Annotated in this window: 16 protein-coding genes and 1 pseudogene; 1 reads left to right on the forward strand and 16 read right to left on the reverse strand. The window is 42.5% G+C overall.

The window, feature by feature from the left end:
* Positions 1-68 precede the first annotated feature (68 nt).
* The 9 genes from DWW43_RS04350 to DWW43_RS04390 form a co-directional block, all read right to left on the reverse strand.
* A complete protein-coding gene (locus DWW43_RS04350; protein ID WP_119962830.1) occupies positions 69-809 on the reverse strand; it encodes a hypothetical protein in 741 nt (246 codons plus the stop codon).
* 240 nt (positions 810-1,049) lie between these two features.
* Complete coding sequence (gene trpS, locus DWW43_RS04355; protein ID WP_008402142.1) at positions 1,050-2,120, reverse strand: tryptophan--tRNA ligase; 1,071 nt, start codon at positions 2,118-2,120, stop codon at positions 1,050-1,052.
* An 81-nt stretch (positions 2,121-2,201) separates the two neighbouring features.
* Positions 2,202-4,268: an ABC transporter permease gene (locus tag DWW43_RS04360; protein ID WP_119962831.1), complete on the reverse strand. Its 2,067-nt coding sequence runs from the start codon at positions 4,266-4,268 to the stop codon at positions 2,202-2,204.
* Positions 4,255-5,022, reverse strand: a complete 768-nt coding sequence (locus DWW43_RS04365; RefSeq protein ID WP_119962832.1) for an ABC transporter ATP-binding protein — start codon at positions 5,020-5,022, stop codon at positions 4,255-4,257. The genes DWW43_RS04360 and DWW43_RS04365 overlap by 14 nt, the downstream gene beginning before the upstream one ends.
* A gap of 490 nt (positions 5,023-5,512) precedes the next feature.
* Positions 5,513-6,532 carry a sensor histidine kinase gene (locus DWW43_RS04370; protein WP_119962833.1) on the reverse strand — a complete coding sequence of 340 codons (1,020 nt, stop codon included), beginning with the start codon at positions 6,530-6,532 and terminating at the stop codon, positions 5,513-5,515.
* Positions 6,529-7,191: a response regulator transcription factor gene (locus DWW43_RS04375; protein WP_119962834.1), complete on the reverse strand. Its 663-nt coding sequence runs from the start codon at positions 7,189-7,191 to the stop codon at positions 6,529-6,531. Before DWW43_RS04375 ends, DWW43_RS04370 begins: the two co-directional genes overlap by 4 nt.
* 893 nt (positions 7,192-8,084) lie before the next feature.
* The gene (locus DWW43_RS04380; protein ID WP_044945817.1) at positions 8,085-8,927 is read right to left on the reverse strand and encodes a MetQ/NlpA family ABC transporter substrate-binding protein; all 843 of its coding nucleotides are present in this window, start codon (positions 8,925-8,927) and stop codon (positions 8,085-8,087) included.
* A gap of 139 nt (positions 8,928-9,066) precedes the next feature.
* Positions 9,067-9,729, reverse strand: a complete 663-nt coding sequence (locus DWW43_RS04385; protein ID WP_008402135.1) for a methionine ABC transporter permease — start codon at positions 9,727-9,729, stop codon at positions 9,067-9,069.
* A complete protein-coding gene (locus DWW43_RS04390) occupies positions 9,710-10,774 on the reverse strand; it encodes an ATP-binding cassette domain-containing protein (RefSeq protein ID WP_119962835.1) in 1,065 nt (354 codons plus the stop codon). Before DWW43_RS04390 ends, DWW43_RS04385 begins: the two co-directional genes overlap by 20 nt.
* Before the next feature lie 667 nt (positions 10,775-11,441).
* Between DWW43_RS04390 and DWW43_RS04395 the strand changes: the two genes are divergently transcribed.
* Positions 11,442-12,917 (forward strand): hypothetical protein, encoded by a 1,476-nt coding sequence (locus tag DWW43_RS04395; protein ID WP_119962836.1) that lies wholly within the window; start codon positions 11,442-11,444, stop codon positions 12,915-12,917.
* A 221-nt stretch (positions 12,918-13,138) separates the two neighbouring features.
* Here the strand turns inward: DWW43_RS04395 and DWW43_RS04400 are convergent, their stop codons facing one another.
* The 7 genes and pseudogenes from DWW43_RS04400 to DWW43_RS04425 form a co-directional block, all read right to left on the reverse strand.
* Positions 13,139-13,990 (reverse strand): DUF11 domain-containing protein, encoded by an 852-nt coding sequence (locus DWW43_RS04400; RefSeq protein ID WP_119962837.1) that lies wholly within the window; start codon positions 13,988-13,990, stop codon positions 13,139-13,141.
* Positions 13,991-14,062: 72 nt separating this feature from the next.
* Entirely contained in the window at positions 14,063-16,177 is a 2,115-nt protein-coding gene (locus DWW43_RS04405) for a SulP family inorganic anion transporter (RefSeq protein WP_119962838.1), read from the reverse strand.
* A 150-nt stretch (positions 16,178-16,327) separates the two neighbouring features.
* A complete protein-coding gene (locus tag DWW43_RS04410) occupies positions 16,328-17,671 on the reverse strand; it encodes an acetyl-CoA hydrolase/transferase C-terminal domain-containing protein (protein ID WP_008402129.1) in 1,344 nt (447 codons plus the stop codon).
* Positions 17,672-17,708: 37 nt separating this feature from the next.
* Positions 17,709-18,776: an iron-containing alcohol dehydrogenase family protein gene (locus tag DWW43_RS04415; RefSeq protein WP_192919814.1), complete on the reverse strand. Its 1,068-nt coding sequence runs from the start codon at positions 18,774-18,776 to the stop codon at positions 17,709-17,711.
* Positions 18,777-19,132: 356 nt separating this feature from the next.
* A pseudogene (locus DWW43_RS04420) lies at positions 19,133-19,306 on the reverse strand (ABC transporter); the annotation flags it as partial.
* A complete protein-coding gene (locus tag DWW43_RS12075; protein ID WP_165853014.1) occupies positions 19,287-19,433 on the reverse strand; it encodes a hypothetical protein in 147 nt (48 codons plus the stop codon). The gene DWW43_RS12075 and the pseudogene DWW43_RS04420, both read right to left, overlap by 20 nt.
* A gap of 94 nt (positions 19,434-19,527) precedes the next feature.
* Positions 19,528-20,133, reverse strand: a complete 606-nt coding sequence (locus DWW43_RS04425; protein WP_243104392.1) for a TetR/AcrR family transcriptional regulator — start codon at positions 20,131-20,133, stop codon at positions 19,528-19,530.
* Positions 20,134-20,261: the final 128 nt, after the last annotated feature.

The raw sequence follows: 20,261 nt of genomic DNA on the forward strand, positions 1-20,261 counted from the left end.
CTGTCTGTATTCATTATACCTTATTGTATGTGTTTCATACAGTTTTCTTTTTATCCGATTGTCTTTCATTAATACATATCATTATAAAAGTCTTCCATACCTTCCGGCATCTCGGTTTCATAAAAACCCCGTCCATTTCTGGTGCCCATTCGGATCGTCATGCCGAGATCCTCATAGACACTGGTGCACTCATAGTCAATCGGCTCTGTCGTTCTGACAAGCTTCTCCAGCTCTTCTGCAGCCGCCATATATTCGTCACCATCAAAGCCACCGATCGCCGGTCCTGACGCCCCATAATATAAAGTCAGATAGATCACCTTACCATCCTTATCTTCTGCCGCGATCGTATAGTCCAGTAACTCCTCATTATTCTCGGTTGTCTCCTTATCGCCAAATAATGTAACGATCTGACCAATGAACAGACCATGATATTCTGCAAGTGCTTCGTCCTCATATACATTTAACAACAAATAACTGCCTGCCAGGTCCACATCATCATTTACTCTATAAAATGTATAATTCTCGCACGAATATCTCGCTTCCTCTGTCCCATCTGTCTTTTCTGTTGTGCTGTCTTTTTTCTGTGTATTCATATGATCTGAACTTCCCCCCGCTTCTTTTTCTGATGCTGCTTCTGTCTTCTCCGCTGTCGCATCTACTTCTATTGTCCGGTAATTCTCAGTTGTTCCATCCATACTGTATTCGGATGTAGCTACCCATTCTCCATAATCTGTCGTGATACCTTCATCGGCACACCCTGTCATCATAAGCACTCCAACTGCCCCTAATAATAAAATCGTCTTTTTCATATCCGGTGTCTCCCCATATATTTATTTTACCCCTGTAAACCTATCAGATCTAGTTTATATATCGTTCGCTCTAACTTCATCTGATCCAGGAACATTTTTTGCAACTTTTCCACCCATATTATGCCTTATTTTTGCAACTTTTCCAACCTTATTATGCCCCATTTTTGCAACTTTTCCAACTTTTTGCTGTACGACAAAAGGACGGCCGTTTTCACGACCGTCCTCTTATGTCTGTCAATTTTATTTATAATCATTCTCCAGCCCGTCTGCATCAAAGTAATTGATCTTCATAGCAGAACGTACATCATGAAGAGTTGCTGCTGCTTTCTTCTGTGCAGCCTCGCTTCCTGCCTTTAAGATGTCAAGAACATCCGGAATACGGCTCTCCCACATCTTACGACGTTCACGGATCGGTGTAAGCTCTGCCTGTAATACATTGTTCAGGAACTTCTTCACCTTAACATCACCAAGACCACCACGGCTGTAATGCTCCTTCAGTTCATCCAGATTCTTATAATCCGGCAGGAACTGTTCAAAATGCTCCGGACGACAGAATGCATCCAGATATGTAAATACGGAATTTCCCTCGATCTGTCCCGGATCCTCCACACGGATATGATTTGGATCTGTATACATGGACATAACCTTCTTCTTTACTTCATCTGCTTCATCCGAAAGATAGATGCAGTTGCCAAGAGATTTGCTCATCTTTGCTTTTCCATCGATACCCGGAAGTCTGAGACACGCTTTGTTAGACGGTAATACGATCTCAGGATCTGTCAGAGTTTCGCCATATACGGAATTGAATTTGTGAACGATCTCCTTGCACTGTTCCAGCATAGGAAGCTGATCTTCACCAACCGGCACTTCTGTTGCACGGAAAGCCGTGATATCTGCTGCCTGACTGATCGGATAGCAGAAGAATCCAACCGGAATACTTGCTTCAAAATTACGCATCTTGATCTCGGATTTTACAGTAGGATTTCTCTGTACACGAGATACTGTAACGAGATTCATATAATAGAAAGATAATTCTGTCAGTTCCGGAACCATGGACTGAATGAAGATCGTTGATTTCTCAGGATCGATCCCACATGCCAGATAATCAAGTGCAACCTGGATAATGTTCTGTCTTACCTTCTCCGGATGCTCGGCATTATCTGTAAGTGCCTGTGCATCTGCGATCATTATATATATCTCGTCATAGTTTCCTGAATTCTGAAGCTTTACACGCTCAGAAAGGGAACCAACATAATGTCCAACGTGAAGTCGTCCTGTAGGGCGGTCACCGGTTAAAATAATTCTACTCATCTTAAAAAGTCTCCTTCATTTCTTCGTTCGATAATCCTGCCCCCAATTATACCGCGAGATATTGTCATCGTCAAGGAAACCCTACTGCTCACTGATGATCTTTCTGCCACTGAAATAGGTGATCAGGAAATATCCGCCATAGATCACAACCAGAACAACAACGGTCATAAGCATGGCTGCTCCCATGTCATCGGTTCCCATCAGCGAAAGGATCTGTCTGCTGAATTTCAATCCAAATATCGAATGAATGACTGCAAGTGCAAGCGGGAACAGGAAGAACAGACCCATCTGTGCAAATAACGCATGATTGATCATCTTCTGATCCACCCCTAGTTTTCGAAGCATCTTATATCGTTCCACATTATCGGTGCTTTCTGACAATTCCTTTAATGCGAGGATCGCTGCGCCGGAGATCAGGAAGATCATTCCAATATATAAGCCGATAAAGGATGCGATCGCACCCAGTCCGATACTGGCAGCTTTTACATTTTCTTTTGTATTCAGACTCAGCCTGACATCCGAGTCATCATCCAGATTAATATGTTCATTTCTCGCCATGATCTTATCCGTATCGGTCGTATTATAGATTGCAAGCAAGCTTTCAGAGATCGGAGTTACTCCTGTAAGCACCCCATCCGGCACAATAATGATACCGATATTAATGGCCTGCGTTGAGATCTGGACATCACCGGCCTGACATTTGCTCATTCCCGGCTTCAGCTCATAACCATTTACCTGAATCGTTGTACCGGCCTGCAATGACATATCTCTGTATTTCACCATCTGCTTATAATTCGCCACGATTCCATATTCATCATCTTTGATCGACACAGCTTCAAAACCACACAGCTTTGCCACACGATTATAATCGGACACTGTCATGACATTTTCCATGATATCCATCATGCCATACATCGGCTGGTCACCAAGGAACGCATCCTTTGCCTGTTCACTGAATGTATCCCCGTATGTGCAATCCGGCAGTGAATATATATACACATCTTCATAGGCTGAAAACATAGACGGCAAATCAATTCCATGTTCCTTATATATATCGCAAATATCGCGTTTATCCCATGTCGGATCATAGTAAGCATCCTCATCCGCACCCTTACCGGCTGCAACATCATAATCAGAACTTCTTACCTGTCTGGTAATATTTACATCAACGGTAGCATACCTTCTTAACCCCTCATTCAAACCATTTCGGATCGTAAGCGCCGAAGTCAGCACACAGATCGTAACAAATAACATAATACAAATGATCGAGATTGACAGTACATTTGTATTTACACGACTGCTCATCTGACGGATGACAAATGAATTCAGTCCTTTATAATAAACACGCTTCACGGAAGAAACTAACCGGAACAACATACCGGAAATCGACCAGAAAAACAAAAATGTGCAGACGCATCCAAGTCCGATACAGAAATAGATATCTTTCATATAGAGATCTGTTGTATTTGAATTAATATAGTAATATGCATATCCAAGTCCTGCTACGGAAAGAAGAAATACAAATACCGATATCCACGGATTTTTCATCTTAACAGTCTCTGATTTTCTTCCCCTCTGGAACAGATCGATCAATTTGCATCGTCCGATTGCAATCGTATTAAACAGGATCACAACCACATAGATGATGGCAAAATAGAAACAGGTTTTTACAAATGCGGGACTTGAAAATACAAAATTATATGATGACATATCCGCTTCGAACATATTTGCAACTAACAGACTGGTAAGCTGGGAAATCCCGATACCGGAAAGAAGTCCAACGCCAAGTGAAACCAGACCGATGATCAGTGTCTCAATAAACAGCATCTTTGACACCTTCCATTTGCCCATTCCAAGCAGCAGATACAATCCAAATTCTTTGTTACGCCGTTTCATCAGGAATCGGCTGGCATATATAATCAGGAAACCAAGCACAAATGCAATGAATACGCTGACACCGGAAATGATATTTGCCATCAGCTCTACAATTTCTCTGGTATCTTTGGAGATCCTCATCATTGCTGTCTGTGTCTCGATCGCATTAAAAATATAGAAGATTGCTACGCCAAGAACTAAAGTGAAGAAATAGATTGCATAGTCCTTCAGGCTTTTCTTCATATTACTAAGGGATAACTTAAAGAGCGTCATTTAAGTCACCTCCAAGTAAAGTTACGACATCTATGATCTTGTTGAAGAATTCTTTTCGGCTGTCTGCTCCACGGCGAAGTTCATGGAATACTTTACCGTCCTTGATGAACAGGATGCGACCGGCATAACTTGCGGTAAAGGAATCATGTGTTACCATCAGAATCGTAGCTGACAGTTCTTCATTCAGATGTTTCAGACTTTCAAGCAACAGCTTTGCGGATTTGGAATCCAGTGCTCCGGTCGGTTCATCGGCAAGGATCAGCTTCGGGTTCGTAATGATCGCTCTCGCAGATGCCACTCTCTGTTTCTGACCACCGGACATCTGATATGGATATTTATTCAGGACTTCTTCGATGGCAAGCTCCTTTGCGATCTTCTTTATCTTTTCATCAATCTTCTTTGCAGGAGTGTTCTGTATCGATAATGCCAATGCAATGTTCTCATATGCTGTCAGTGTATCTAACAGGTTGAAATCCTGAAAGATAAATCCCAGTTCTTCCCGGCGGAAGCGATTCAACTGGTTGCCGCGAAGCTTTGTGATATCATCTCTTCCTACATAGATATGACCGCTGCTGACACGGTCTATGGTGGAAATGCAGTTAAGCAGTGTCGTCTTTCCACTTCCGGATGCTCCCATGATCGCAACGTACTCACCTTTTTCTACACTAAATGAAATGTTATCAATGGCTTTTGTAATGTTGGATTTGTTGCCGTAATACTTTTCGATATTCTCAATCTTTAAAATTGTTTCCACTTTTATCTCTCCTTGCTATCCGGTGTGTGACTAAATCGTTCAGGTAACACTTACATGTTTTTTGTGACCATTGTTCCACCAGTGAGCATCCCGTAAAATCACGTTTGCCTTTCCTCATGTTCTGCCATCCTATCTGCACATGTCTCTGTCGCGATAAAACCATTGCTCCGACGACATGGCACAGGATAGCAGAACACTCAGTCGGCTGCTCTATGGATTTTAGGGATTGCTCACTGTCAGAACAACAGCCCCATAAAAACATCCACGAAATACTAAAACGATTTACCCACACACCATTTTCTATTAATAACTGAGTTAAGAGTTGTTGATCCTGTCAACACCTCATCTCCTGTTTACAAGTGTAAGTATATCGTTTTCAAGGGAGAGTGTCGTTTTTCTTATGTTACAGAAGGTTACAGTTTTGTAAGGTTAAGACATTGGGCATTTTTTATCTGTCTGTCAGATAAGGGGCACATGGTAAAGTATAGTTTTATTCATCCACCAGATAATAGTCGTTTCCGCCAAAGGTTACAGCGACGTCTGTTCCGATATTTTCTTTGGAAGTGATGGTAAGATGGTGTCCTAGCTGGTCGCACAGACCTTTTACGATATATAAGCCCATACCTGTTGACTTGGCAAAACGACGTCCGTTCTCGCCGGTGAACGATTTTTCGCAAACGCGAGGAAGGTCTGCTTCGGAAATTCCGATTCCATTATCTCTGATATGGAGTGTGATATCGTCACCTGCTTTTGTCGCCCAGATCCGGATCTGCCGATCCTCATCCGGCTTCATATATTTGATGCTATTGCTCATGATCTGGTTTATCATGAATTCCAGCCATTTGGCATCTGTCGTAACGCTGACATCAACGTCATGCACATCCAGACAAATGGCACTCTCCAGCAACATATCTTTATTCTTCAACGCCACTTTATTCACAACCGACTTGATTCGCACTGAATCAAACCGATAATCTTTGCTCGCATGCTCTGCCCGGACATAATACAGCACCTGATCGGCATATGCATCCAGACGATTCACCTGATCTTCGTATTTCTTCGGTATCTTATCCTGATTATTGTGGCACATCAGTACCAGACTTGCGATCGGCAGTTTGATCTCATGCACCCATATTTCGATAAAATCCTTGAAATCATCTACACTCTGCCGGTACTCCTTCACATGCTCTGTCATGGATTTGTTGATCTCATATAACGCCTCATAGACCAGCTTTCCCTCATAGAAACCCGGCTCCTCTAACGTATCCATGACCAGATATTTCTGATCCAACTGCTCCATATGTGCATAAAGGGAATTATAGAAATGTCTGCGTTTTATATAGTCTGTTAATATGACAGTTACCAGAAGCAAAACTGTCAGCACAAGAAAGATCACCGTCAACTCCCCTGGTGTCCGCATCGCACGAAAAGCAATTAACATGATCGCTATAAATAACAGATAACCGATCAGAATACCCGCTTTATCTTTTATATATTCACAAATTCTCATATCAGACGATACCCCTGTTTCTTTCTTGTCTCGATCGCATCCGGCAGTCCAAGCTCCGCAAGCTTTGTCCGAAGCCTGCTGATATTAACCGTAAGTGCATTATCATTTACATATTCTTCATTATCCCAGAGATCTGTCATGATCTCATCTCTGGATACGATTTTGTCCTTACTGCTTAACAGCCGTTGGAAAATGATCATCTCATTCTTCGTCAGAACCTGTTCTTTCTCACCAAGCCGGATTGTCCCTTTGCTGAAATTCACCTCTGCTCCACGATAGGATGCTGCATTCTGGCTTCCCTCCATCCGTTTCAGCACTGCTGCGATCCGCAGCAACAGGATCGTCGGATTATACGGCTTCGTGATATAATCATCTGCCCCATAGCTCATCGACAGAACCTCGTCCATCTCTGATGTACGACTAGTCACCATAATAACCGGGATATCCGATTCCTTCCGAATCTCCTTTAACAGATTTCTGCCATTTATGCCCGGAATATTAATATCCATCAAAATCAGATCTGCCCTCGCTGCCAGAATCTCCTCTTTTGAATGTTCAAAATCAGTCAGATAGGATGCTGCATAGCCTTCGTTCTCCAAAATCTCAACAAGCTCCATGCATATGCTCTTATCATCTTCCACAATAAAAATCTTTTTCATAACGCTCTCTACCGGCTCCTTTTATCGCCTATATTTACCCAACAGGCAACCACACTGCCCAGCTGTCTGTCGGCATTATTATAGCATACACCCCAAATTTTTCACCATATTTGTTTCAGGGTATTTTATTACAAGATGCTAGCCCGTTGGTCTTTTTTGCGAGGAATAATTACTATTAACAATCCAAACTATAAAAAGCCATTAGAGCAATAAGAGAAAAATTCATGTATTTTTTATTCAGCTTGCGCACTGATTTGTCAGCAGTCGCCCTAACTCACCCTAAAGGGTTCAGACAAGGGCTTGGTGCTGACAGTTAGCGCAAGCTTCATTACAAAAATACTATGAACATTTTTCTTCTTATTTGCCTAATTCCTTTTTCTTGTTTGTATTGTTATTATAGTTTTCTGTTTCTCGCAAGAAAGACCAACGGACCAGCATCTCACAACCACGAAATTGAAGTGAATATCGCAAATACATTCCTTAAAGTCTGTGCTCTAAAGTATATACCAACTAACACCGTAAAGCTTTGCCTATGTCTATTATTACTAACTGCAGCTCTTCCTTACAGGAAGTAGAAATGCAGCACAACAATTTATGATACAAAAAAGCCATTAGGCAGCTAAGAAGGAAACATCACATATTCTATTCAGCTCACATGGCTGAAATGCAACTAGCATCCCGTAATAAAAAAGCCCTGAAACAGATATGGTGAAAAACATTCATGTAGTATTCGTGATAAAGTTTGTGCTAACTGTCAGCACCAAGCCCTTGTCTGAACCCGTCAGGGTGAGTTAGGGCGACTGCTGACAAATCAGTGCACGAACTTTATAGAATACGAAATGAGTTTTTCACCATATCTGTCTCAGGGTATTTTATTACGGGATGCGAGCGGCTTACTCTTCGTAAGGAAGAACTGCTCCATCGTAAGTTTCTTTGATGTAGTTCTTTACGTCGTCAGACTTTAATACGTCAACGAGTGCCTTGATTGCTTCGTTGTTTTCGTTGCCTTCCTTAACAGCGATAACGTTTACATAGGTCTTAGCTGCTTCTGAATCATTCTGCTCATATGCAAGAGCATCTTTTCCTACTGAGAAGCCTGCTGCAAGTGCATAGTTACCATTTAAAACGACATACGCTGTCTCGTTTACAACTCTGGCAACCTGTGCTGCCTCAAGTTCAACGATTTCTACATTGTGTGGGTTTTCTTCGATATCATTAACAGTTGCATTGATACCTGCGCCATCTTTTAACTTGATGATTCCGTTGTCCTGTAATAACAGAAGGGCTCTTGCTTCATTTGTTGTATCATTCGGAACTGCGATAGAATCACCATCAGCGATCTCGTCTAAGCTTTTCTTTGTACCCGGATAGATACCGAATGGCTCATAGTGGATCTTGCCTGCAACTACAAGGTGTGTACCTTTTTCTTCATTGAAGCTCTCAAGGTATGGAACATGCTGGAAGTAGTTTGCATCGAACTCGCCGCTTTCTACAACCTCATTTGGCTTTACATAATCATCAAATACTGTAACCTGAAGATCATATCCTTTTTCCTTTAATGCTGTCTTTGCATACTCAAGAATCTCAGCATGTGGTGTTGCAGATGCTGCAATCGTAATTGTCTTTGAATCTGTTTTGCTGTCTTTATCTTCTTTCTTGCCGCAGCCTGAAAGGGCTCCTGCTACTAATACGCCTGTTAATGTAAGTGCTAATAATTTCTTAAATGTCTTTTTCATGGAAGATTCCTCTCTTTCTTTATTTTTTCTTTTCATTTTTATATATCGGATGCCCGGTGTGCACTTTCCTGACATCTGTTTGTAAACCGCCAATAACACTCCGGTACTGATCCGGCTGTCATGGTCAGGGTTTATCTGATTATGATTTTCTCCGGTCTAATCGGTTTGCGATCAGCATTCCGACTGACTGGAAGATCTGAACGATCACGATCAGTAAGATAACTGTCACGATCATGATATCTGTCTGGTATCTATAATATCCATAGCGGACTGCGATATCACCAAGTCCACCACCTCCGACTGCGCCTGCCATCGCAGAATAACCAAGGATGGTTCCGATCGCGATCGTTGCTCCGGTGATCAGCGATGTTCTTGCCTCTACAAGGAGCACACGAAGGATGATCCGCATCGTTCCCGCACCCATTGCACGGGCAGCCTCAACAACTCCGTTGTCAACTTCCTTCAAGGATGACTCTACCATTCTTGCGATAAACGGAATAGCTGCTACCGTAAGCGGTACGATCGTTGCTGTTGATCCGTAACTCTTACCAAGAAGAAATCTGGTAAATGGGATCAATAAGATCAACAGGATCAGGAATGGTACGCTTCGAACGATATTTGCGATAAAATCAAGAATCTTATACAAAACCGGATGCGGTTTCAGTCCGTCTTTATCGCTGATACAGAGGAGCACGCCCATCGGAAGTCCGAATACATATCCAAACAATGTAGAAACAACAGTCATATAAAGTGTCTCTAAGATACCATTTAAGATCATTTCTCTAATTTGTTCCGTCCACATGTTCCTCACCTCCATTCACATTGTTACTTAATTCTTCAAGCTCCAGTCCCCGTTCTTTCAGGTACTGTTCCATCGCTGCAACATTTGTTGAACCCTTCGGAAGCTCAAGTATCATTTCACCCTTCGCCACTCCTCCGACATTCTTTGTCGCTGCTTTTAAGATATTGACCGGCTCCTTAAATGTCAGGATCATATTTGCAATTACCGGTTCAAATGCTGAATTCTCCGTGTATACGATTCGGATTCTGGTTCCATTCTTTATGCGGTCAGTTGTCTTTAATGACTTCGGCTCTGTGGCATTTCCTTCGTCCTTCTGTAACAGCTCTCTGGCTACTTCGGACTTTGGATGATTAAAGATATCAATCGTTCTGCCATGCTCAACGACCTGACCATCCTTCATGATCGCTACCTGATTACAGATTTCACGGACAACTGCCATCTGGTGAGTGATCACAACGATCGTGATTCCAAATCTCTGGTTGATATCCTTTAACAGTTCCAGAATCGACGATGTCGTCTGTGGATCAAGTGCACTGGTTGCCTCATCACAAAGCAGGATCTGCGGATCGGATGCAAGTGCTCTTGCAATCGCAACTCTCTGCTTCTGCCCACCGGACAACTGTGAAGGATATGCTTTTGCACGATCCCGCAAACCAACGATTTCTAACAGTTCATATGCTTTCTTTCTCGCCTCTGCCTTTGATTTTCCCTGAATGAACAGTGGAAAACATACATTATCAAGAACCGATTTCTGCATCAGCAGATTAAAATGCTGGAAGATCATACCGATATGTTCTCTCTGTTTACGAAGCTCTTTATCTGACAGATCTCCAAGCTCCTTATCCTGTACCACAACCGTTCCCGATGTCGGCACTTCTATATGATTGATACATCGTACCAGAGTACTTTTCCCTGCACCGGACATTCCGATGATTCCATAAATGTCGCCAGCTTCAATATTCAGTGATACATCCTTTAAAGCATCGATCGTTCCGTCTTTGGTCTGAAACGTCTTCGACACATGCTCGATCTGAATAATTGCCATATTGTTCTCCCCTTTCAAGTTCTTTTCCTATTATAAATCAGACAGTCTTCTACTTTATCCATGTAATAGATACCATCCTGCCGCATAACAAAAGGCAGTCATCATATGCTTATGACAACTGCCCTTTGTTATATGATAAACAATACTACATATCTAACAAATCAGGTGTTCAAAGCATATGAAATAAACGCCATACAATCACACATCATCCGGCAGCAACACATATTGTTCTTTGCAGTTGTCATGATTCTTTCTGAGCCCATATGCTTATCCTCCTTGTAAATTCTCTGTGATTTATTCTCAGGAACTTTTCATACTATATTGATATGTTTTATCTGTTTTGTTCCTTTCATGTTTCATGATTATAGCGTCCGTTTTTCCGGTTGTCAACCATTATATCCTATTTAAGTTATAGGATATATATTTGACTGGCTATAAGTTTTTCTTATAGCCAACAAATATGCAGTATGATTTATACTCCCAGCTCTTGTTGAATCAGTAGAAAACTACACTTGTCTTCTCTTGTTGCACGCAATGATGTTGACACATATTACGTTTTCAGTTAAACTATACAGATGTAAATACTATTGTTAGGAGGAAGATCGGCTTAACATTACATATTTACTTCCATGTTTTACTAATCTAAAGTTATTGCCGGTATAACTGCATGTCATTTCATTCATTATTAAATTCAATCATCGATTCACAATCCGTAACGAAAAATTCTCTGATCAATGAAACCGGGATCGACCGTTCAAGCTTCTATCAGATCTTGAGCGGCAAACGTATTCCCACAAAAGATCAGATTACAAGTATTATCCGCCAGCTTGATATATCTGCTACCGATGAGATGGCTTTATATGATGCCTTTTATCTGGAACGGCTGGGCGAGACCAATTATCATTACCTGAAATTCACAGAGAAATGTCTGAGGGTGATTGGTTCTCCATATATAGATACCAATGCATCTAACAACCAGACACCTTCCCGCTCACAGGAATTACAAAATAAACTACCTGATAATCCGATTGATACAGATCAGTCACAGGCTACCACAGGAACTATACTTTATCACTCCACGGATGAGATCATCTGTGGTCTGACTAAATTCTTAATACACGCCAGCAAAAAAGAAAACAATCACTTACAGGTATCACTTCCGTTCGACCTGTCATCACGGATCAAACTGTTTTCCAACATTCACTCACTTATCACTTCTGGGAAATTTCAAAATGCAACAATTTCCCAGATACTGCATTTCCAAACAAAAAATCCGGATGACATCACTGAAAAACTGGACGGATTTGCCACTCTGTTAGAATCGATTCTTACAAAGGGGACCAACATCACCTATAACATTTACTATTATTCCAATGAACAAAAAGTCAGCAAGAACTCCGGTGTACTTTTCCCGTTCTATATCATAACGGATGATGCCAGTCTCCTGCTAAATGCCGATGCCAACAAAGGCTGTCTGTTGACCGATCCGAGCCTTATCGGATTTATGCGTAAAGAATTTGCTTCCGTATTTGACCATGCGAAACCATTTCTTTCCAGCTTCAGCCAGAAGGAGCTTCCACAGTTTCAGGCAAGATCCATTCCTGCAGAAGAAGTGATCTTTATCCAGAAGCATCCCGGTGCCTGCCTGATGGTGACCGATGATCTGGTTGAGAAATATGTTCCTGAAGAATTCAAGGAAACCCTAAAACAGCATTTTCATTTCATGCAGCAAATGAATGCCAGTGAGGGCATCACACTGGACGGCATCCGGGAATTTGCAAGAAATCATGTGATTTACGAATCCGGGTTCTATGTGGAAGCAGATACGCCGGATATTATCAATGCTCTGGAACAGTTAAAAGCACGGCTTGACCGGAACCTCTTTGTCCTTGATACCGAAAAAATTCCGGTATCGGATAACTGGGCATTTCTTTTATATACGGATCAGTACGCCCTGCTTGTTCCAAATAAAGAACTGGATTTTATTATCTGTGTATCTGATCCGGATATTATTCATGCTTTAACCTATACCTTTCACTCGGTAGATTTTGAAGATTATGTTTTAGATAATACCCTTATCAGAAATGAGATACAAAAGCTGATTTCTGAAAATGAAAATCGAGTGGCAGATTCAACTTTATAAATGCCACTTCTGGTTTTTTGTACATCAGCATGGTAATATTTAATTGTTTTTATTGTTACATCATTTGATGTTAACTTTATTCATATGAGGGGTAATTTATAGACAGGCGGCTGCTTCTTACAGGTCAAAGAAGCAGCCGCCTTTGTAGTCTTACAATATTATATAATGTCACTACAGACTTTCGTCTGTCTGCTCAACGCAATTCTGCATACAGAAAATCCCTAGATCGTACCTTTTACAACCAATGTACTGACACCCGGATCCGCCGTCCATACACCGGTAGCCGGATTCTGTGTATAGGTTGCAGCCGGAACTGTGATCTGACCCGCAATCGTTGTAAACACTCCTGTTGTCTCATCATAGGTATAGTTTGTTGTCTCTGCCCATGCCGTTCCATTAAAGGATACTGCAAGGTTTGACAAAAGCGGATTAAAGGTATCCACTATCACTGCATCGGTTCCGATATCTGCCGGTGCACTTCCTGCATTCTGGATCAGGAAAGTATAGGTCAATGTTCCGTTTTCTGTTACAGGAACCGGACTTACAGACTTCGTGATTGTAAGGATCGGCGTACTCTCTGTACCGATCGTCTCTGTTACCGTGATCGGAGTAATGCCACCACCGGATACAACTGCTGTATTCGTGATCGTTCCTGCTGCATCCATCGGTGCAAATGCATTCACCTCTGTCTCATAAGCAACTGTGATATTGCCCCCTGCAGGAACTGTCAGTCCTGAAATTGCAAGTGATGGTTCTGCAACAACAACCGGTGTTGACTGAAGCACTCCATTTACATAATATTTCACACTATCAGCCATATAAGTGAGCGGAGTCAGTGTTTCTGTTCCAAATGTGTATGCGCCCAGATTATCTGTAACTGTCAGACCATTAAATGCAGTCGTACCGGAATTTACAACCGTTATAATATACGTTACGGTATCATTCTGACCATATGTCTTTCTGACTGCGGTCTTGCTTGCTGACAATACCTCCAGCAGTTCTCCGACTGCTATATTGGAATTTGCTATGGAATTACCATAGCGAAGCTGTGCCTGATTGGTAAACTGTGCCATAAATTGCTCTCTTCCTTTCTTATATTCAGGTATAGTACAATATATGACAGAATTATTATTTTGTTATTTTTATTAATTATCTTTCTCCCGGAGTTTTACGACCAACTCATAAACCTCAGGATGTTTTTCTTTCAAATGCTCATCCAGCAAATGTCTTCGTTCTTTAAACTTCTCCGCAAGCTCCGGATGTTCCTTTGCAATACGGTCATGGATCTCTCTACGATGCTCCTCGAAGCGTCTGGCAATCGTTTTCTCATCCTTACCTGATATATGAACGATCTCCTTCAGATGCTCTTCCAGATGCTCTAACCACTCATCCTCATCCATAGCTTCCATATGTGACCAGCTTCCATGCAAAAGCTCATCAACATCTCCGGTCTGTTTCAAATGCTCGATCTGAAGTCTGATCTGCTTCTCTATCTCATCTTCACTCTCCGCTCCAAACGCCCAGACAAATTCCTGAACCCTGTTATCTGCACGCTTTCTGGACGCACTTCTCGGCTGATTGTCTACATCACCCTCTAATGGATATGGTCGCTTAATTCCCATATCCTTTAAGGCAATATGTACTGTTCGTCTGACACAGCCTTCCTCAATCAGATAACCAAGTCCCAGCTTACGCAGCTGTTCATTCACATCTGCGATATGTTCTGTCATGTAGAAACGGATTCCCTTATCCTTTAACGACTGATATAACATGGCGATCCTGTCAGCCGCTGTTATATCGATACTGCCGATTCCACTGGCATCTATGATAACCGCCTTTGTCTCAGGCGTGATATGATCTTCAATATCTCTCTGGAGGATCTGTATATTCGCAAAGAACAGATTGCTGCTGAACCGATAGATCAGTACACCGGAGATTGCATGGATCTGGCTGCTCTCCTTCAGATCCCGGAAATGCTTATGACCCGGCTGGATTCCAAGGAAACATCTTGCAGGCTTGGCTGTCCGTATGATCATCTCTGTAAACGAAAGAAGAATGCCGATCAATACACCGTTGATCGTGCCAAGTAACAGCACACCAAAGAATGCCCCGAAAAAGATCAGGCATTCTGTACGGCTGACTTTAAAGAGTCTTGCCGCAAGATCAAATTCCGTTGCTCCAAGCAACGCTGATATCACAATGGCTGTAAGCACAGGAACCGGAAGATAACCGATAAATCCGGTTGCACAGACCAGAACAACGATCATGGAAAGACCTGCTATGATACCGGTAAGCTGTGTCTTTGCCTGATACTGTTCTCCCATTGCCGTTCTTGATACCGAGCCATTGATCGGACAACAACCGGTAAATGCCGCAAGGAAATTCCCCATTGAAAATGCCAGAATCTCCTGGTTATCATTGATCCGGTAACCATTCTTCTGCGCAAAATTATTCTCCGCCAGAAGTGTCTCCGCCATTATAACGACTGCTACCGACAGGCTGATCGTTACAGCCTCACGGATCGATATCACACTAAAATCCGGAACCGTCCAGCGTGGGAGTCCGGTATCAACAGATGCAAGTGTCTGTACACCCCAGTCCTCTATAGGAAGCAGGTATGTCATGCCTGCCCCGGCTATCATCAAAAGAACCGCCATCGGGAATTTTGGGATCAGCTTCTTACATATCAGCAATAGCACAAGAGCCGCAAGTCCCAGTACCACCGACTGCCAATTGATATCTTTGGCTGTCTTTATAATATGTTCTGCCAGCTCAAAAAACTCTCCGGTTCCTGCCGATCCTCCCATCAGCTTCGGTACCTGCATTAGTATAATAGTCGTACAGATTCCGGTAATGAATCCGCCCATAACCGGTGCCGATATATAGTTGACCAGTTTCCCTGCTTTCATAATATAAAACGCCAGAAGCCACAATGCCACAAAGAAGGTCAGTACCGGAACTACCGCCATTGCCTCCTCTGATCCACTCTCTATATGAAGGCTTAACAGCGCTGACCCAATGAGGGCTGCCGGAGCTGCATCCACTCCAAAAATAAACTGAGGCGATGTCGAGAACAGGGCAAATATCAAGATTGGAAATACCGAACCATACAGTCCATAGACCGCAGGAAGTCCGGCAATCTGCGCATATCCCATGGAGATCGGAATGGATACTGCCATGATAATAATACCTGCAAGAAGATCCTTTATGAAATTTTTCTTATCATAATGACGTAATGTAGCCGCTAATGTTATCTTCATCTCTGCCTCTTATATCTGTATATTATTATACTGCCATTATAAAAGAAAAGTGGAGCTATGCACAACCATTATCTTCGCCTTTCTTCTAAGTTAGCCCCCCTGTTATCAACCATCTGATATATGACATATATCAATTTCACCATCCGTCGTCTATCTCCGGCCGGATCTCCGCCAAATCTTTCTTGCTTCCGCTTCCCTGATCAATTCATCTCTGAAATCAGGGTGTGCGATCGATACCAGAGCCTCTGCCCGCTCCCATGTTGAACGGCCTTCCAGATTCACAACCCCATATTCTGTTGCCAGAAAATAAACCTGACTTCTTGGAGAAGTAACGATATCTCCATTAAACTGTGGATGAATTCTTGAATGAACCACCCCTTTACTGTCCTTGTACACAGAACTCATGCAGATAAATGCTTTACCTCCCTTAGATGCAGATGCACCAACGAGGAAATCCAGCTGTCCACCGGTTCCGGATATCTGTCTGACACCTGCACTCTCCGCTGCCACCTGACCATACAGATCAACAGCAACACAGCTATTGATGGAAACCATGTTATCAATCTCACCGATCACTCCGGGACGATTCACGTACTCTAACGGATATGCCGCAACTCCCGGATTATCGTCAATCCAATCATATAGGTTCTTGCTTCCGACCGCACAACCAAATACTCCTTTTCCGCGATCGATCTGCTTGTATTTGTTCGTGAGCTTTCCCGCCAGATACATTTTCAGATATGCATCACTGCAAAGCTCCGTATGCATACCAAGATCCTTCAGATCAGACTCCGCAATGATATCACCCAGTGCATTCGGCATACTTCCAATACCGATCTGCAGGGTTGCTCCATCCACGATATAAGGAATGATCAGTTCCGCAATCTTACGATCAACTGCAGTCGGCTCCGGCATCAGCATATCCGGATACGGTTCATGCTCTCCTTCCACGATATAATCAATATCCGAAATATGGATACACTCATCATAACCGCCGCGAACCTTCGGAAGATTCTCATTGATCTCTACGATCACGATATCTGCCGCACGCACGATTGGTGCTGCCACTCCGGTATTGACCGAATAATTAAAATATCCATGCCGATCCATCGGTGACACACTGAGCATAACTACATTTACCTTAAGAAAATACTCATAATATGCTGCATTATTATGAAATACCATCGGAATATAATAACAGAGTCCACGATCGCATAACGACCGCTCATATGCTGAACAATGCCAGCTGTGATAAGTAAAATGCTCCTGACTCTCATCACATTCTGCAACTGCGATCGGTCCTGAGATCAGATTACCACGGATCTTAACATCAAACAGCTCGTCTCTACGTTTCGCCAATGCACGATCCAGGATCTCCGGCTTTCCAAGTGAACAGGTATAATCCACCCAGTCACCATCTTTTACAACGGAAACCGCTTCCTCCGGTGTGCGGAGTTTTCGTCTGTATTCCTCTAAAAAATGTTCGTATGTCATACTGTTCCCTCCTTCGCTTATCCGTCCCTGACACAAATTATGCCTGTAAAACCTCTGACAGCTTCGTGTCTGACTGCAATACTTCTATCGCTTTCTTTCGGTACTGTTCTTCGTGAAGATAAGTATACCGGAATGGTTTTATAGCCGGTGCTTTTTCGATCGCACGGATGAAATCTTCCCGCTTCATACCGACTGTCTTCACATAATCCCAGAATCCGGTATCTGTAAATACCGTATTGATCCGCTCATATCTGTGATCCTGAACAACACTCATCAGATATGTTGCAACTCCGACCTGAATACCATGAAGCTGCGGACGTTCCAACATCTGATCCAATGCATGTGATATCAGATGCTCACTTCCACTGGTCGGCGCACTGTCTCCTGCAATCTCATTTGCCACACCGCTCATGGCAAGAGAATCTAATAGTTCTTTGATAAACCGTTCATCGTGAATGTCTTTAAACGGTGTCCGCACAAAGCTGTTGACCGCCTTCTTCGATATCATCATCGCAAAGTCATTTACCGAACCATGTCCATGTGCTTCTTCAAAATTCCAGTCATAAAGTGCCGTGATCTTCGATACCATATCACCGATACCGGAAAACAGAAATGCCTCCGGTGCCCCCTTTATCACATCGATATCTGCAAAGATTCCATATGCGATCCCTGCCGGTACGGATTTGCGTCGTCCCTCCACGATCAGAGATGCGCTGGCACTGGAAAATCCATCACTGGATGCCGATGTCGGCACACTGATGAATGGCAGTTTTCTTAAGAAGCCACAATATTTGGCCGCATCAACCACCTTACCGCCTCCGATACCAAGCACTGCCTGTGCTGTATTCGGGAATGAAAATGCAAGCTGCACCAGATCGTCGATCCGAACGGTATCCATCTCCATATATTGGAGTACCTCAACACCGCTGTCTGACATACCCTCCATCACCGTATGTCCAAACATATCAATCAACCCATTGCCAAACAGGATCACAACCTTGTAGATTCCCTCATCTGCAAGATAACCCCCGATCCGTCTGAGCAGATCTTTCTCCACCTTTAATATCGATGGTATCTGTATCTCCCTGGTATCAATCTTCGCCATAATCGCCAACCTCCTGTAGCCCTGTAATTTATTATACATTCTCTTATTCAAAATTTCTGCATTACTCTATATTTTGCACGATTCTATATTCAACATACCCTATTTTAACCCAAACTGCAACTCATTCTCATTCAAACCAAAACTAACATAGAGCAGTGGAAATACCACCGATTGGTATGGTAAAAAAAATCAGGGGTTGGAGTATATATATTTTATGTAGCAGACCTATCAGAATGTCGGTCCTTAGCGATCCGCTGTTAAGTGGGAGCTTAGTACCGTTACATGATGATCGAACGAAAGTGCTCTGCGAAATAAAGATATATACACTCCAACCCCTGATTTTTTATACTACCACTCTACTGGTATTTCCACTGCTCAGACTGTAACTGGAGGTCAACCATATGCTTGTAGATGCCGTTCCTGACTTTCAGGTCCGCAGGTGTCCCCTGCTCCGCAACTACGCCATCCTTCAACACAACGATCTTATCAACACCATCTACCGTACGCATTCTATGTGCAATGATAAATATCATAAAATGGTATCAATGCGATCCAAGCAGAAAGGATCGCAAGAACACAGGACGCATAGGTAAAATACTTATGCCCTCCTGCTATGCCCATGAGTCTGGAAAATGCGCTTTGTTTCTTTTCTTTCATAGTTAACCTCCTATTACTAAAGTTAGTATTTGCTAACCTATATTTATTTTTATAGGACTGATGCATGTTGTATTTCATGCAACAGTCCCTATTATCAGAACTTCATTCCGATCACCGCCTGCCAGCCCGCATAGTTAAATGCTCTGACATTTGCCATAAATTCTTTTGCCTCTTCATAGCTCTTATCATGTGTGATGAGTTCATACACATACTGCCATCCGTTCCTGCAATATACATGGATAAAAAAATCATCTATCGGATGTCCTCCATCCGAAAACTGCTTCACAAACTGTTTATAATAGTATTCTTCCTTTGCCGCAAGCCTGTCAAAATATGTCTCATATTCTGTTCCCGCCGAACAGCAGAAGATCAGTTTGAATTCTTCCTGATGTCTGTAAATATATTCCAGTACAAGATCCGTTCCTTCATCTCCGGCATCCTCCGCCCGGCTGATATCTGTCGCTTCTCCTGCTTTCTTTATGCTGTCAGAATAAATCGCCATTAACTCATCTGCGGCTTCTTTTACAATTGCCGTAAACAATCCGCTCTTGTCACCAAATCTTGTATAGATCGAATTCGTGCTGACACCACTGTCTGCCGATATTCTCCGCAGGCTGGCATCACGGAATCCATATTGTAAGAATTCCTTTCTGGCACTGACAAGTAAATTTTCCGTTACACCTTCTGATTCTTTTCTCATAAACCACACCTTGATCAGTATTTGCATTTATATGCAATATAAAATAACAGTGTTATTATAACGCTGTTATTTTATAAAAGTCAAGATTATTTACATAATTTGTTCTACATTATTTTTCAAATAAGAGA

The sequence above is a fragment of the Clostridium sp. AF15-41 genome, assembly GCF_003604095.1.
In the GTDB taxonomy this organism is placed as follows: Bacteria; Bacillota; Clostridia; order Lachnospirales; family Lachnospiraceae; genus Coprococcus.

Bases quoted from the DNA above. Each gene is read 5' to 3' on its own strand.
- DWW43_RS12075 (WP_165853014.1), bottom strand. From the start codon at position 19,433: ATGAAAGAAAAGAAACAAAGCGCATTTTCCAGACTCATGGGCATAGCA.
- DWW43_RS04375 (WP_119962834.1), bottom strand. From the start codon at position 7,191: ATGAAAAAGATTTTTATTGTGGAAGATGATAAGAGCATATGCATGGAG.
- DWW43_RS04395 (WP_119962836.1), top strand. From the start codon at position 11,442: ATGTCATTTCATTCATTATTAAATTCAATCATCGATTCACAATCCGTA.
- DWW43_RS04425 (WP_243104392.1), bottom strand. From the start codon at position 20,133: ATGAGAAAAGAATCAGAAGGTGTAACGGAAAATTTACTTGTCAGTGCC.
- DWW43_RS04350 (WP_119962830.1), bottom strand. From the start codon at position 809: ATGAAAAAGACGATTTTATTATTAGGGGCAGTTGGAGTGCTTATGATG.
- DWW43_RS04390 (WP_119962835.1), bottom strand. From the start codon at position 10,774: ATGGCAATTATTCAGATCGAGCATGTGTCGAAGACGTTTCAGACCAAA.
- DWW43_RS04410 (WP_008402129.1), bottom strand. From the start codon at position 17,671: ATGACATACGAACATTTTTTAGAGGAATACAGACGAAAACTCCGCACA.
- trpS (WP_008402142.1), bottom strand. From the start codon at position 2,120: ATGAGTAGAATTATTTTAACCGGTGACCGCCCTACAGGACGACTTCAC.
- DWW43_RS04360 (WP_119962831.1), bottom strand. From the start codon at position 4,268: ATGACGCTCTTTAAGTTATCCCTTAGTAATATGAAGAAAAGCCTGAAG.
- DWW43_RS04370 (WP_119962833.1), bottom strand. From the start codon at position 6,532: ATGAGAATTTGTGAATATATAAAAGATAAAGCGGGTATTCTGATCGGT.
- DWW43_RS04385 (WP_008402135.1), bottom strand. From the start codon at position 9,729: ATGTGGACGGAACAAATTAGAGAAATGATCTTAAATGGTATCTTAGAG.
- DWW43_RS04405 (WP_119962838.1), bottom strand. From the start codon at position 16,177: ATGAAGATAACATTAGCGGCTACATTACGTCATTATGATAAGAAAAAT.
- DWW43_RS04415 (WP_192919814.1), bottom strand. From the start codon at position 18,776: ATGGCGAAGATTGATACCAGGGAGATACAGATACCATCGATATTAAAG.
- DWW43_RS04380 (WP_044945817.1), bottom strand. From the start codon at position 8,927: ATGAAAAAGACATTTAAGAAATTATTAGCACTTACATTAACAGGCGTA.
- DWW43_RS04400 (WP_119962837.1), bottom strand. From the start codon at position 13,990: ATGGCACAGTTTACCAATCAGGCACAGCTTCGCTATGGTAATTCCATA.